General features: G+C 73.0%; 14 protein-coding genes. 5 read left to right on the plus strand and 9 right to left on the minus strand.

All coding sequences use genetic code 11. The annotated features are described in order from the left end of the window. Positions 1 to 15: 15 nt before the first annotated feature. The 6 genes from KUV85_RS10095 to KUV85_RS10120 form a co-directional block, all read right to left on the minus strand. On the minus strand, positions 16 to 1,164 hold the full coding sequence (locus KUV85_RS10095) for an acyl-CoA dehydrogenase family protein (RefSeq protein ID WP_219959763.1): 1,149 nt from the start codon (positions 1,162 to 1,164) through the stop codon (positions 16 to 18). A gap of 9 nt (positions 1,165 to 1,173) precedes the next feature. Continuing rightward, positions 1,174 to 2,709: a metallophosphoesterase family protein gene (locus tag KUV85_RS10100; RefSeq protein ID WP_219959764.1), complete on the minus strand. Its 1,536-nt coding sequence runs from the start codon at positions 2,707 to 2,709 to the stop codon at positions 1,174 to 1,176. Positions 2,710 to 2,717: 8 nt separating this feature from the next. Beyond that, the gene (gene rlmB / locus KUV85_RS10105; RefSeq protein WP_219959765.1) at positions 2,718 to 3,683 is read right to left on the minus strand and encodes a 23S rRNA (guanosine(2251)-2'-O)-methyltransferase RlmB; all 966 of its coding nucleotides are present in this window, start codon (positions 3,681 to 3,683) and stop codon (positions 2,718 to 2,720) included. A 21-nt stretch (positions 3,684 to 3,704) separates the two neighbouring features. Continuing rightward, on the minus strand, positions 3,705 to 5,120 hold the full coding sequence (gene cysS / locus KUV85_RS10110) for a cysteine--tRNA ligase (protein ID WP_219959766.1): 1,416 nt from the start codon (positions 5,118 to 5,120) through the stop codon (positions 3,705 to 3,707). A gap of 229 nt (positions 5,121 to 5,349) precedes the next feature. Continuing rightward, positions 5,350 to 6,090: an SDR family oxidoreductase gene (locus tag KUV85_RS10115; protein WP_219959767.1), complete on the minus strand. Its 741-nt coding sequence runs from the start codon at positions 6,088 to 6,090 to the stop codon at positions 5,350 to 5,352. Further along, a complete protein-coding gene (locus KUV85_RS10120; RefSeq protein ID WP_219959768.1) occupies positions 6,087 to 7,631 on the minus strand; it encodes a molybdopterin-dependent oxidoreductase in 1,545 nt (514 codons plus the stop codon). The genes KUV85_RS10115 and KUV85_RS10120 overlap by 4 nt, the downstream gene beginning before the upstream one ends. A 76-nt stretch (positions 7,632 to 7,707) precedes the next feature. Between KUV85_RS10120 and ispF the strand changes: the two genes are divergently transcribed. Together ispF and KUV85_RS10130 are read left to right on the plus strand one after the other, a co-directional pair. Beyond that, complete coding sequence (gene ispF / locus KUV85_RS10125) at positions 7,708 to 8,223, plus strand: 2-C-methyl-D-erythritol 2,4-cyclodiphosphate synthase (RefSeq protein ID WP_219959769.1); 516 nt, start codon at positions 7,708 to 7,710, stop codon at positions 8,221 to 8,223. After that, positions 8,220 to 9,230, plus strand: coding sequence for an alpha/beta fold hydrolase (locus KUV85_RS10130; protein WP_219959770.1), 1,011 nt, complete (start codon positions 8,220 to 8,222; stop codon positions 9,228 to 9,230). Before ispF ends, KUV85_RS10130 begins: the two co-directional genes overlap by 4 nt. On the opposite strand, the gene nirD is transcribed toward KUV85_RS10130, so the two are convergent. Then, a complete protein-coding gene (nirD, locus tag KUV85_RS10135) occupies positions 9,126 to 9,485 on the minus strand; it encodes a nitrite reductase small subunit NirD (RefSeq protein WP_219959771.1) in 360 nt (119 codons plus the stop codon). The two genes, KUV85_RS10130 and nirD, sit on opposite strands and share 105 nt — an antisense overlap. A gap of 98 nt (positions 9,486 to 9,583) precedes the next feature. On the opposite strand from nirD, the gene KUV85_RS10140 reads away from it, so the two are divergent. Next, positions 9,584 to 10,309: an IspD/TarI family cytidylyltransferase gene (locus KUV85_RS10140; RefSeq protein ID WP_219959772.1), complete on the plus strand. Its 726-nt coding sequence runs from the start codon at positions 9,584 to 9,586 to the stop codon at positions 10,307 to 10,309. Here KUV85_RS10140 and KUV85_RS10145 read toward each other — a convergent pair. Together KUV85_RS10145 and KUV85_RS10150 are read right to left on the minus strand one after the other, a co-directional pair. Further along, positions 10,259 to 10,672, minus strand: coding sequence for a 2-C-methyl-D-erythritol 4-phosphate cytidylyltransferase (locus KUV85_RS10145; RefSeq protein ID WP_219959773.1), 414 nt, complete (start codon positions 10,670 to 10,672; stop codon positions 10,259 to 10,261). The genes KUV85_RS10140 and KUV85_RS10145 overlap by 51 nt on opposite strands. Before the next feature lie 143 nt (positions 10,673 to 10,815). After that, a complete protein-coding gene (locus KUV85_RS10150; protein ID WP_219959774.1) occupies positions 10,816 to 11,301 on the minus strand; it encodes a CarD family transcriptional regulator in 486 nt (161 codons plus the stop codon). Positions 11,302 to 11,515: 214 nt separating this feature from the next. Between KUV85_RS10150 and KUV85_RS10155 the strand changes: the two genes are divergently transcribed. Both KUV85_RS10155 and KUV85_RS10160 read left to right on the plus strand, forming a co-directional pair. Continuing rightward, complete coding sequence (locus KUV85_RS10155) at positions 11,516 to 12,370, plus strand: UbiA family prenyltransferase (RefSeq protein ID WP_219959775.1); 855 nt, start codon at positions 11,516 to 11,518, stop codon at positions 12,368 to 12,370. A 118-nt stretch (positions 12,371 to 12,488) separates the two neighbouring features. Continuing rightward, positions 12,489 to 13,067: a hypothetical protein gene (locus KUV85_RS10160; protein ID WP_219959776.1), complete on the plus strand. Its 579-nt coding sequence runs from the start codon at positions 12,489 to 12,491 to the stop codon at positions 13,065 to 13,067. Positions 13,068 to 13,079 lie beyond the last annotated feature (12 nt).

Here is a 13,079-nt window from a genome sequence, read left to right on the forward strand (position 1 = left end):
GCGCCGCACCGCGCCTCAGGAGAGCAGGTCCCGCCCCACGACCATCCGCTGGATCTGGTTGGTGCCCTCGAAGATCTGGGTGACCTTCGCGTCGCGGAAGAGCCGCTCCACGGGGTACTCCCGGGTGTAGCCGTTGCCGGCCAGCACCTGCACCGCATCGGTGGTCACCCGCATCGCGGCATCGGTGGCGGTCAGCTTGGCGATGCTGGCCTGTCGCCCGTAGGGCTTGCCGGCGTCCTTGAGGCGCGCGGCGTGCAGGTACGTCGCGCGGGCGCGCTCGACCTCGGTGGCCATGTCGGCCAGCAGGAACTGCATCCCCTGGAACCGCCCGATGGGCTGGCCGAACTGCTCCCGCTCGCCGGCGTACTCGACCGCGTGCGCGAGCGCCGCCTGGGCGATGCCGGTGGCGACGGCAGCGATCCCGAGCCGGCCCGCGTCCAGGGCCGACAGGGCCACCGGCATGCCGCGGCCCTCCTCGCCGATCAGCTGCGCCGCGGAGACCCGCGCGTCGTCGAAGAGCACCTGGGTGGTGACGTCGCAGGCGAGCCCCATCTTCTTCTCCGGTGCGCCGAAGGACATCCCCTCGGTGCCGTCGGGCACCACGAATGCGGACAGTCCCCGCTTGGGGTCCTCGCTGGTGCGTGCGAAGAGGATGTAGTAGTCCGCGCACGAGCCGTTGGAGATCCACTGCTTGGTGCCGGACACGGCGTACTCGTCGCCGTCCCGACGGGCCGCGGTGCGGATGCCGCTCACGTCGGAGCCGGCCTGCGGCTCGGAGAGGCAGTAGGCGCCGAGCCAGTCGCCACCCAGCATCCGGGGCAGCCAGGTGTCCTTGAGCTCCTGGGACCCGTTGGCCCACACCACGGTGGCGGTGAGCGAGTGGACGCTGGTGCCGACGCCCACGCTCGGCCAGGCGGTGGCGATCTCCTCGATCACCTGCAGGTAGACCTCGTAGGGCTGCGCACCGCCGCCGTACTCCTCGGGGAAGGGCAGGCTGAGCAGCCCGGTGCGTCCCAGCAGCCGGTAGGCCTCCTCGGGGAACTCGGCCCGCTCCTCGGCCTCGGCGACCTGGGGCGCGAGCTCCTTGGTCGCGATCTCCCGGGCCAGTCCGAGCAGCTCCTCGGACTCCTCACTCGGCAACAGCCGCTCCACCTGCGTACCCATGGCGCCACCCTAGGACGCGGGCTCCTCCTCCGCCTCGTCCGCGTAGGTCAGCCGCTCGTAGTCACCGACGACGTAGGCGCCGTTGGTCTCCAGTCCGACGGACTGGATGCCGACCGGACGCCCGTCACGGTAGGTCACCAGGGCGACACCGGCCTGGCGACGGGGCTTGCTCCCGGTCGCGATCGCGTACGCCGCTCCCCCGGTGGTCCCGACCGTGTAGGTGTAGCCGGTGGTGCCGTCGGTGCCGATCACCTCGGTCGGCCCGGCCTGCACGTGCGTGTGTCCGCCCAGCACCAGGTCGACGCAACCGCGGGTCAGCGCCGCACGTCCGAGGTTCGCGTCGTGGACCAGGAGCGTGTTGACCCGGTCGCCCCGTTCGTCGGCCTCGCACGCCGCGTCGGCCAGCCGCTGGCGGACCTCGTCGAAGGACAGGCCGGACTCCTGCCGCCAGTCCCCCAGTCCGCTGGCGCGGGGGTCGTCGATCCCCAGGATCCGTGAGTCGCCGGGGCCGTCGACGACCTCGTCGTCGAAGTAGGTCCACCCCAGGCCGGAGAGCCGGTCCCGGACGAAGCCGCCGTGGTCGTGGTTGCCGGCGACCGCCCACCGGCCGGACACGTCGTCGAACGCGGCGTTGAGGGAGTCCAGTGAGAACGCCTCCCACGACTGGCCGGTCGAGGTGTCGTCGCCGGCGTTGAGCACCGCGGTCGCGCCGGCGCGGTCACCGATGGCGCGGGCGACCCGGTCCATGCCGACGTTGTCGTGACGGTCGGAGACCAGCAGGGCGACCGTCTCGTCCTCCCGCGGCTGGCGCAGGTCGAGCATCGTGGCGTCGGCGGCGGCGACGTCGTAGAACGCCTGGCTCTTCTCATACGTGCTCAGTGCGCTCTGGACCAGCCGCCGGGTCTGCTGCGCCGCGGCACCGCCGGCGGCCTCCACCCCGTCGAGGTCGCCGGGCAACGGCACGCCGGGTCCGACGAACGCCGACAGCGGCTGCCAGGCACGAGGCGTTCCCGGGTCGGCCGCGGGAGGGTCGGACTCCCACGGCTGGGTCAGGCCGGCGCCGACGAGCACGACGGCGCCCGCCCCGACGAGGCCGGCCCGCGTCGGCAGGCGCCGCCACAGCTGGCGGCGGCGCTCCCGGCCGACGACGTGCCAGCCGATCAACGGGAGCAGTCCGACGGCGAGCCCCCGGACGCCCGAGTCGACGGCCATGTCGGTCAGGGAGCGGCGTACGGCGTCGATCTGGCCGTCGGGGTTGCTGCCGATGGCGGCGTACCGGCGACCGAGCTCGGGCAACGAGCTCGCCGTGGTGTCGCCCAGCGTGATCGTCACCCCGACGGGGGTGTCGGTGTCGAGCCGGAAGTCGGGGAAGACCGGGCCGGTGCGGACCACGGCGTAGCCGGAGAAGTCGGGACGCAGCGTCGCGGTGTGGCTGGCGACGTCGACGCTGCGTTCGGAGGTCAGGAAGAACGCCAACCCGGCGACGGCACTGACCAGCAGCCACACCACCAGGTGGACCACGACGACCAGGGCGGACCTCAGCACACGCGTCCTCACCGGGACGATCGCGCCTCCGCGATCGCGTAGAGCGCCACCGATGCGGCGACGCCCGCGTTCAGGGACTCGACCGTGGTGGCCATCGGCACGCCGACGAGCCGGTCACAGGTCTCGCTGACCAGCCGGGAGAGACCACCACCCTCGGCGCCCACGACCACCACCAACGGGTCCGTGGCGAGGTCGGGGTCGGCGGCGAGGTCGGGCAGCGAGAGGTCGCCGTCCGCGGCCAGTCCGACGACGAAGCAGCCCGCCTCCTGGTACTCCTTGAGCTGGCGGGTCAGGTTGACCGCCTGCGCGACGGGGGTCCGCGCGGCCGCTCCCGCCGAGGTCTTCCACGCGGCGGCCGTCATCCGCGCCGTACGCCGCTCCCCGATCAGCACGCCGTGGGCGCCGAACGCCGCAGCGCTGCGGACGATGGCGCCCAGGTTGCGCGGGTCGGTGACCTGGTCGAGCACCACGATCAGGGGCGCCTGCCCCGCGTCGTGGGCACGCTCCACCAGCGACATCGGCGTGGCGTACTCGTAGGCGGGGATGCGCGCGGCGACGCCCTGGTGGACGGCACCGCCGGTGAGCCGGTCGAGCTCGCCGCGACCGACCTCGGAGAGCCCGACGCCGCGGTCGGCGGCGATGCGGAAGACCTCCTTGATGCGGTTGTCGCGCTCGGCGCCGTCGGCGACGTAGACCGTGCTCACCGGGACGCCCTCGCGCAGCGCCTCGACGACGGCGTTGCGTCCGGCGATCCACTCGGTCTCGGCGCCGCTGCGGCGCTTGGCGGGCGGCTTGGAGCCGCCGCTGCTCGCGGCCTGCTTGCGCTTGTGCGCCTTGTGGTAGACGCGGTCCTCGGCCTTGGGCGTCGGGCCCTTGCCGGCCAGGCCGCGGCGTACGCGGCCACCCGAGCCTGCGGTCCGGGCCTTGTTGCTGTCCTTGCGGACCGCACCCTTGCGCTTGGAGTTACCGGCCATGGGTGGGGGTTCCTTCCGTGGTCACGAGACCGTCCACTGCGGACCCGACGGGGTGTCGGTCACCTCGACGCCGGCGGCCTTGATGCGGTCGCGGATGGCATCAGCGGTCGCGAAGTCCTTCTCCGCGCGGGCGCGGGCGCGCTCCTCCAGCAGGCCGTGGACCAGCGCGTCGACGGCCGCGGTCAGCCGGTCGGCCTCGTCCGAGCCCTGGTCGCCCCACGCCGGGTCGGCCGGGTCGAGGCCCAGCACGTCGAGCATGGCACGCACGGCCCCCGCAGCTCCCCGGAGCGCGGCGTGGTCGCCGCCCTCCAGGAGCTTGTTGCCCTCGCGCACCACCTCGTGCAGTGCTGCGACCGCGGCGGGCGTCCCGAGGTCGTCCCCCATCGCAGCGACGAAGTCCGCGCAGGGCACGCCCGGGTCGACCGCTCCGCCCAGGGTCCTCGCGGAGCGGTCGAGGAAGTGCTCGATGCGCCCGAAGGCGGTGACCGCCTCGTCGAGCGCCTCGAAGCTGAACTCGACGTGGGAGCGGTAGTGCGCGGCGACGATGTAGTAGCGCAGCTCGATGCCGCGGTAGCGCTCCAGGATGGCTGGGATGCTCAGCGTGTTGCCCAGCGACTTCGACATCTTCTCGCCCGCAGTGGTGATCCACGCGTTGTGCATCCAGTACGACGCGAAGTCGCTCCCCGCGGCACGGGACTGCGCGATCTCGTTCTCGTGGTGGGGGAAGCGCAGGTCGACGCCGCCACCGTGGATGTCGAACGCGCCACCGAGGTACTTGCCCGCCATCGCCGAGCACTCGATGTGCCACCCCGGACGACCGCGGCCCCACGGGGACGGCCAGGAGGCGGTGCGCGGCTCGGAGTCGGACTTCCAGCCCTTCCACAGGGCGAAGTCCCGCGGGTCCCGCTTGCCCCGCGGATCGGCGTCCTCGGCGGGCTCCATGTCGTCGATGCCCTGGTGGGTCAGCTCGCCGTAGTCGGCCCAGGAACGCACGTCGAAGTAGACGTCCCCGGACCCGTCGCCGGCCGGGTAGGCGTGCCCGCGCTCGACCAGCTCACCGATGAGCTCGACCATCTCCGGCACGTGGCCGGTGGCCGCGGGCTCGTACGTCGGCGGCGCCACGTTCAAGGCGGCGTACGCCGCGGTGAGGGCGCGGTGCATGGCCTGCGCGTGGGCGTACCACGGGCGGCCCGCGTCCTCGGCCTTGGTGAGGATCTTGTCGTCGATGTCGGTGATGTTGCGGATGAAGGTGACGGCGTACCCCTCGTGGCGCAGCCAGCGCTGCAGCACGTCGAAGTTCACCGCCGACCGCACGTGACCCACGTGGGGCTCACTCTGCACGGTGAGGCCACACACGTACAGACCCACTTCGCCCTCGCGCAGCGGCGCGAAGTCACGTACCTCGCGGGTCCTGGTGTCGTACAGCCTCAGAGTCACGCGCGCCAGTGTAGGAGCCTCGGCGAGGCCGACCGGCATCCCAGCGCCACTGCCGAGTCGGCGCGAACTCGGGCGCAGGCGTGCCGAGTCGGTGCCAACTCGGCAGCGCGGGGGCCGGACGGTGCTGTTCCGGGCCCAGTTCACGCCGACCCGCTCGTCCCTCGCTCCCGGCGTTCAGACGCCACCATCGGCGCTTCACGCCGACCCGCTCGTCCCTCGCTCCCGGCGTTCAGACGCCATAACCACCGTCGACGTCGAGCTTCTGGCCGCTGATGAACCCCGCCCGCGGCGAGGCGAGGAAGCAGACCGCCTCGGCCACGTCGGCCGCCGTGCCGAAGCGGCGCAGGGCGATGTGGCCGCGGGCGACCGCCAGGGCATCGGCATCGAGCTCGCCGCTGTCGATGAGCCGGGCGGCCATGCCGTCGGTGAGCATGCCCGGCCCCACGGCGTTGACCCGCACCCCGAACCGGCCTTCCTCCGCCGCGAGCGCACGCACCAGCGCCTCGACCGCCGCCTTGGGTGCCGAGGAGAGTCCGTCACGGACCGGGTAGCGCGTGGTGGCCGCCGTGGTGACGGCGACCAGGGACCCGTGGCTGGCGCGCAGCGACGGCAACGCAGCGTGGGCCACGGCGAAGAAGCCGGCGGAGTCCGCGGCCAACTGGTCGGCCATGGCGTCCGGTGCCACCGTCGAGAGGTGCTGCATGGGCACGTGGGGGCCCGCGGCGTACACCACGGTGTGGAGGCCGCCCAGCTCCTCCGAGGCGCGTGCCACGACGTCGGCGACCGCGGCACGGTCGGTCAGGTCGAGCTCGTGGGACGCCTCGCCGACCTCGGCCGCCCGGCGGCGGTGGGTGACCACGACCCGGGCGCCGCGCTCGGTCAGCAGCTCGGCGATCGCGCGGCCCAGCCCACCGGAGCCACCCACCACGAGCGCACCGCCGGGCATCCCGGCGAAGTCGGCCTCGCTCATGCGCCGACGGTGAAGTCGACCGTGTGCCACCCCGTCGCGCCGTCGGGACGTACGCCGGTCACCGCGCCGGTCTGCACGGTGCCGTCGGCGTCGATCGCCCGGACGCGGAGCCGGTGGTCACCCGCCGGGGCGTCGACCGTGGCGCGCCACTGCACCCAGGTGTCGACGTTGGGGACCTCGGCGAGGTCGGCCGGTTGCCAGGCGCCGCCGTCCAGGGAGACCTCGACACCGGAGATGCCGGTGTGCTGGGCCCAGGCCATGCCGGCGCAGAGGATCGAGCCCTCGGTGAGCTCGTCGCTGCCGGACGGGACGTCGATGCGGGAGGACATCTTGACCGGGCCCATCTCCGACCAGCCCTTGTCGCTCCAGTAGGCGGTGATGTCCTCGAACCGGGTCACCTCCATGTCGACGACCCACTTGCAGGCCGAGACGTAGCCGTAGAGGCCCGGCACGATGGTGCGGACGGGGAAGCCGTGCTCGATCTCGAGGGGCTCGCCGTTCATCGCCACCGCCAGCATCGCGTTGCGCTCGTCCATCAGCGCGGCCAGCGGGGTGCCGCAGGTCCACCCGTCCTCGGAGGTCTGCAGCACCGCGTCGGCCCCCTCGAGCGGTCCCGCCTCGGCGAGCAGCGAGGCGAGTCGGTAGCCGCTCCACCAGGCGTTGCCGATCAGGTCGCCGCCGACCTCGTTGGACACGCAGTTGAGCGTGATCCAGTCCTGGGTGATCTCGCGGTCGTCGGAGACGAGGTCGTCGAAGTCGAGCTCGATCTCCTGCTCGACCATGCCGTGGATCCGCAGTCGCCAGTCGGCCGCCTCGATGGTCGGCTTGATGAGCGCGGTGTCGATCAGGTAGAAGTCCTCGGCGTTGGTGCGCCACGGCGTCACGCCCTCGACACCGACTCCCACACCCACCGGACTGGGTGGCTTGGTGACGCTGTTGAGGCGCAGCAGGTTGCGGCTCTCCTCCGCCGCGCGCCGGCCGCCGGCGGCGACCTTGCCCAGGACGGCGGTGGCGACCGCGGCCACGCCGACGAGCCCGACCGCGCCGAGGAAGCGGCGGCGGGAGTGGGTGGCCTGCTCGGACTCCTCGTCGCCGACGTCGGCGACCTCCCAGTGGCGCAGGCGCTCGGCGGCGACGGCCAGGGCGAGCAGCCACACCACCAGGCCGACGGCGATCGGGGCGAAGTCGACCAACTGGGTGCCCGGCTTGGCGGCGACCGCGACGGCACCGACAGCGGCCAGCACGCAGAACCCGGTGACGGCTGCCCACCACCGCTCCTGGGCCAGCTGCCCGAACCAGCCGAAGAGGAGGCCGAGCACGACGGCCATGCCCACACCCAGGGCGAGCTTGTCGCTCTCGCCGAAGGTGGCGATCGCCCAGTCCACGACGGGGCCGGGGGTGAGGGCGACCGCTCCCTCCCCGACGGCGACGACGGGAGCCTCGCGCACCCGGAGGATGCCGGCGGCGAGGTAGCTGGTGGTGACACCGAGTGCGCCCGCGGCGACACCCGCGGACCACCACCAGCCTCGGAACGTGCTCACCCCTCGATTGTGGCCCAGAAGGCCAGACGGCGGGTAGCGCGCCCCCGCGAGGGTGGGGCTGAGGCATGATCGGGGCGTGCTGTCTCCCCGGGTCGGCCTCGGCGCCGACGTCCACCGCCTGGTCCCCCGTGAGAGCGACGACGCGCCGATGGCGCTGGCCGGGCTGACCTGGCCCGACGAGGGACACCGGCTCGAGGGCCACTCCGACGCCGACGTCGCGGCGCACGCCGCGTGTGACGCGCTGCTCTCGGCAGCGGGCCTGGGAGACCTCGGCAGCAACTTCGGCACCGCAGAGCCGGAGTGGGCAGGCGCAGCGGGCGCCGTACTGCTGGCTGAGACGGTCCGGCGGGTGCACGCAGCAGGGTTCAGTATCTGTAACGTGGCGTTACAGGTGATCGGCAACCGGCCCAAGCTCGGGCCGCGGCGGGACGAGGCCCAACGGGTGCTCTCCGACGTGGTCGGGGCTCCGGTGACGGTGTCGGCCACGACCACCGACGGCCTCGGCCTCACCGGACGCGGCGAGGGTGTCGCGGCCATCGCCACCGCCCTGCTCACCGCCGAGCCCCCCGACCGGGAGGAAGCGCCCCGATGACCACCCACCGACTGCGGACCGCCGACGACCTGGAGCTCCACGTCAGCGTCCACGGCCCCGCCGATGCTCCCCTCACCGTGCTGCTGGCGCACTGCTGGACCGCGGACGAGGACGACTGGCACTACCAGACCCGGGCCGTGCTGAGCCGCTACGGCCACGGCATCCGCCTCCTCACCTGGGACCACCGTGGGCACGGTCGGTCCGAGGCCGCCCCGGAGGCGGCGTGCACCATCGCCCACCTCACGCGCGACCTCGGCGCCGTGGTCGACGCATTCGCCCCCACCGGCCCGCTGCTCGTGGCCGGCCACTCGATCGGCGGCATGGTCATGACCGCCATCCCCGAGGAGCGACCCGACCTCGTCCCACGGATCCGGGGCCTCCTGTTCGTCTCCACCTCCGCGGGCGAGCTCGACGGCGTGACGCTCGGGTTCCCCGAGGCCACGGCGCCCCTCGTCCGCGCCCAGCTGCCCCGCATGCTCGCCACCCGGGCGCGCATCCTGAGCCGCTCCAAGCGCCTGAGCCAGCCCGTCACCGAACGCCGGGTGGTGCGCCACTTCCTCTTCGGGCGCCCACGACGCCTGCGCGACACCGGCCTCGTCGTGGACCAGCTGATCAACTGCCCGCCCGCCACCATGTCGGGGTTCGTCCACGACTTCATGACCCACGAGCGTGCGGCCGGGCTCGCGGCGTACGCCGGCATCCCGGCGACCGTGCTCGTCGGCACCCGCGACCTGCTGACGCCGCCGCCGCACGCCCGACGGTTGGCCCGCCACCTGCCCGGCGCGCGGCTGCTGGTCGCGCCGGAGGCCGGCCACATGCTGCCCCTGGAACGCGACGAACTGGTCTCCACCGAGCTGTGCCGGCTCATCGACAGCGCCCTGGCGACGCGCGGCGCCCGTGTCTCAGCGGCGCCGGCGCGAGCCGATCAGGACCGTGCCCCGCGCGACCTTCACCCGGTAGACCGGGACGGCGACGTGCGGGTCGTCCAGGCACCGGCCGGTCCGTAGGTCGAAGCCGTGCCGGTGCGCCGGCGACCCGACGAACCAGTGGCCGTCACGACGGCCCACGATCCCCTTCGCCAGCCCTCCCGAAGCACTGTGGGCGAAGGGGTCGTGGTTGCCCAGGGCGTGCACGGTGCCGTCGTCGACACGGAACACCGCGATGGCCTGGCCGTGCGCCAGCACGGTCACCCCACGGCCGACCTCGAGCTCGTCGACCGGGCAGGCGCGCTGCCACTCCCGCGGAGCCGTGCTGGCCGTCATGGACGCCGACGCTAGGGACGTCGTGTTCGCGTTGTCCTACGCGGATGTAACGGTCGTGAAAACGCCACGCGCGCGGCCGCACCACTAGTCTCGCCGTCGTGCCTGCCAATGCCGCCGTCGTCGTCCTCGCCGCGGGATCGGGGACCCGTGTCGGCGCCGAGGTGAACAAGGTGTTGCTGCCCCTGCACGGCCGGCCCGTCATCGGGTGGTCGCTGCTCGCGGCGCTCGCCGTGCCCGATGTCGACCCCCTCGTGCTCGTGTGCCGGCCGGCCGACCGTGCCGCGACGGAGCAGGCCGTCGCGCCCCTGCTCGGCGAGCGCGAGGTCCTGCTGGTCGACGGCGGGAGCACGCGCCACGAGTCCGAGGACCGGGCCCTGCGGGTGCTGCGGCCACGCATCGAGGCCGGCGAGGTCGACGTGGTCGCGATCCACGACGGCGCCCGCCCGCTCGCCGCCACCGCGCTCTTCGCCCGCACGATCCGGATCGCCAGGGAGCACGGCGGCGCCGTTCCCACCGTGACCCTGCCCGGCCTGCTGTCACGGGACCCGGGCGCCACCGCGTCGGGCACGCTGGTCGGCGTCCAGACCCCGCAGGCGTTCCGGGCCGCGCCCCTGCTCGCGGCGTTCGACGCCGCGCGCTCCGACGGGTTCGAGGGCACCGACACGGCCGCCTGCCTCGCGGCGTACGACGCCGAGGTGACGGTGCGGGCCGTGCCGAGCGGGCCGGACAACCTGAAGGTCACCTGGCCCGAGGACGTCGCGACCGCGGAGGCCCTACTGGTGCTCGGCGGTGAGGGCGGCGAGGACCCGCAGGTCCTCGACTGACGCGACGCGGCGGGCACTGGGAGGCGCCTCGAGGAGGCGCGTCTCGTGGTCGCGCCGCAGCTGGCCGACGAGGGCGGCGAAGTCCGTGGTCGGCGGCCCGTCGACGAGGTCGGCGACCACGGCGGCGGGCAGCACGATCGGCGAGCAGACACCCACCAGGCCGGAGCGGTCCACGGTGGCGCCGAGGTCGGCCTCGACGAGCTGCTTGACGGTGTCGGTGACGGGGCGTACGCCGACCACGACCGCGTCGTGCTCGACCGACTCCGCGATGCAGTGGGCGATCCAGTCCGGCGGCGTCATGGGGCACAGCGGGTCGTGGAGCACGACCGGGCCCCCGTGGGCGATGACGTTGGACCAGGGCACGCCCTGGTCGACGATCTCGACCTCCGCCTCCTGCAGCGCCCACGCGGCGACGGCGACCAGCGCCTCGCCGTGGATCAGGCGGTAGGGCAGCGACCCCCGGTCCTCGTCACAGACGAGTCCGACGGCCGCTGCCTCCTCCGGCGTCAGGACGCGAGGACCTCGTCGAGGATGGTCTCGGCCTTGTCCTCGTTGGTGTTCTCGGCGAGCGCGAGCTCGGAGACCAGGATCTGGCGCGCCTTGGCCAGCATCCGCTTCTCACCGGCGGACAGGCCGCGGTCGCGCTCGCGGCGCCACAGGTCACGCACGACCTCGGACACCTTCATGACGTCTCCGCTGTGGAGCTTCTCGAGGTTGGCCTTGTAGCGGCGCGACCAGTTGGTCGGCTCCTCGACGTGCTCGGCACGCAGGATGCCGAAAACCTTGTCCAGCCCCTCCTTGTCGACGACATCGCGGACGCCGACCAGGTCGAGGTTGCACGCCGGCACCCTCACCACCAGGTCCTGCTGTGCGACGATCCTCAGGACGAGGTACTGACGCTCCTCTCCCTTGATCGTCCGCATCTCGATGTCCTCGATGACTGCGGCCCCGTGATTGGGGTAGACGACCGTTTCTCCAACGGTGAAAGTCATATGTGGCGATCCCCTTCCTAGGGCTTCATCATACCATGCCCAGACGGTGCTCTCGGACGGTGTTTTCGCAGGTCAGAGCGGCATTCGCGGGCTTGACAGAAGGCCATCGGTGTGGTCCACGCCGCATCGGCGGACCCAGCGGTCACGAGGTTTCCGCGCGAATCGCTGCACAATCGGCTGCGCCGCACGGCGCCGGTGGTCAATACTGCACCGCATGGCGATCATGCAGCGCTGGCGGCGCCGCGACCCCGCCACCGAGGAGGACGCGCGCCCACGCCCGGCACCCCCTTCCGCCGGCGCCCCGGACCGCTCCCCGCACCGTGACGCCGCCACCACCCAGTCCGCGGACTCCCCGAGTGGCTCGCTGCTGGACTCCCCGGCCCTGCTGCTGGTGCGGGCCGCGCACCCCAAGCAGGGCGCCCTCACCGCGGCCGTCGTGTTCGGCGTCGCGGTCCTGGCCGGGCGCCCGGCCCGCGAGGCAGGGGTGATCCTGGCGACGGTGCTCACCGGTCAGGCGATCCTGGGCTGGCACAACGACCTCGTCGACCGTCGACGCGACCGCGCCCACGAGGCAACGGGCAAGCCCCTCGCCGACGGCCGGCTCTCACCGGCCAACACCTGGTTCGCCCTGATCCTGGCAGCGCTCCTGCTGCTGCCGCTGTCGATCACGACCGGCATCACCGCCGGCATGATCTACCTGGCCTCGGTCGCCGTCGGGATGCTGGGCAACGTGCTGTTCCGCACCACTCCGCTGTCGTGGTGGTCCTGGGCCGCCTCCTACGCGATGCTGCCGGCCTACCTCACCTACGGCGGCTGGGGCGGCCAGGCGACCGGCGCCCCGCCGGAGACCGCGATCACGGTGCTCGCCGCCCTCATCGGTGTCGGCGTCCACTTCCTGCGCTCGGTGTGGGGACTGGTCGGCGACCACCAGGACGGCTGGAACTCGCTGCCGCTGAAGGTCGGACTCAAGCTCGGCGCGACGCGACTGCTGATGCTGTCCTCGGTCTACCTGGGCGTCATGGCGGTGGTCACCGTCGTGGTCGCCAGCCAGGTGGGCATCGCGCGCTGATCGCGCCTCGATCGCGCCGACGGCCAGACTGCCTTCGAGTGGCCGGCACGCTGACGCTAGAGTGTGGCCGCTCCCGGAGAGCACACGGAAACGTCGATCACGTCCGAGGAAACAGCCCATGATCGCAGCGGAGGCCCGCCGAATGCCCCACCGACGAGCGACCGCGCCCGTTGCCGTACTCGCCCTGCTCCTGGGCGGTGCCCTCTCCGCGTGCGGGTTCGACGCACCGACCGACCGCATCAACACCATCGCGGCCGGCTCGAACGAGCGCAGCGCCCAGGTCGACGCCCTCGGCATCCGCGTCCTGTCCGCCCGCGCCGGCGAGGGCCGCCTGATCGGCTCGCTGGCCAACAACACCGGCGACGAGGCCGCACTGACCGACGTGAGCGGCGAGGGCATCAGCCTCGCCCGCTTCCGGCCCGTCACCGTGGCGGGGTCCGCCGGCCTGAACCTCGCCAGCGACGTACCGGCACCGGTCCTGCTCACGGGCGAGTTCGCCGCCGGCCAGGTCCTCACCCTCGACCTGGCCTTCGACACCGGCGAGACGGTCACCCTGGACGTGCCCGTGGTCAAGTACTGCGGCCAGTACACCCAGATCCCCGAGCCCGTCGTCGACCTCGGCTCCTCGGGCGAGGAGACGCCCGAGGGCGACGCGACGTACCTCTGCGAGCACCCGCACGACGACGAGGACCACTGAGCCGGGAGGCCA

The organism is Nocardioides panacisoli (assembly GCF_019448235.1).
GTDB classification, from domain to species: Bacteria; Actinomycetota; Actinomycetes; order Propionibacteriales; family Nocardioidaceae; genus Nocardioides; species Nocardioides panacisoli_A.

What these genes read in the sequence shown, in the direction of transcription:
- KUV85_RS10160 (WP_219959776.1), top strand. Translation starts at nt 12,489, where the DNA reads ATGATCGCAGCGGAGGCCCGCCGAATGCCCCACCGACGAGCGACCGCG.
- KUV85_RS10130 (WP_219959770.1), top strand. Translation starts at nt 8,220, where the DNA reads ATGACCACCCACCGACTGCGGACCGCCGACGACCTGGAGCTCCACGTC.
- KUV85_RS10150 (WP_219959774.1), bottom strand. Translation starts at nt 11,301, where the DNA reads ATGACTTTCACCGTTGGAGAAACGGTCGTCTACCCCAATCACGGGGCC.
- KUV85_RS10115 (WP_219959767.1), bottom strand. Translation starts at nt 6,090, where the DNA reads ATGAGCGAGGCCGACTTCGCCGGGATGCCCGGCGGTGCGCTCGTGGTG.
- KUV85_RS10155 (WP_219959775.1), top strand. Translation starts at nt 11,516, where the DNA reads ATGGCGATCATGCAGCGCTGGCGGCGCCGCGACCCCGCCACCGAGGAG.
- rlmB (WP_219959765.1), bottom strand. Translation starts at nt 3,683, where the DNA reads ATGGCCGGTAACTCCAAGCGCAAGGGTGCGGTCCGCAAGGACAGCAAC.
- nirD (WP_219959771.1), bottom strand. Translation starts at nt 9,485, where the DNA reads ATGACGGCCAGCACGGCTCCGCGGGAGTGGCAGCGCGCCTGCCCGGTC.
- KUV85_RS10095 (WP_219959763.1), bottom strand. Translation starts at nt 1,164, where the DNA reads ATGGGTACGCAGGTGGAGCGGCTGTTGCCGAGTGAGGAGTCCGAGGAG.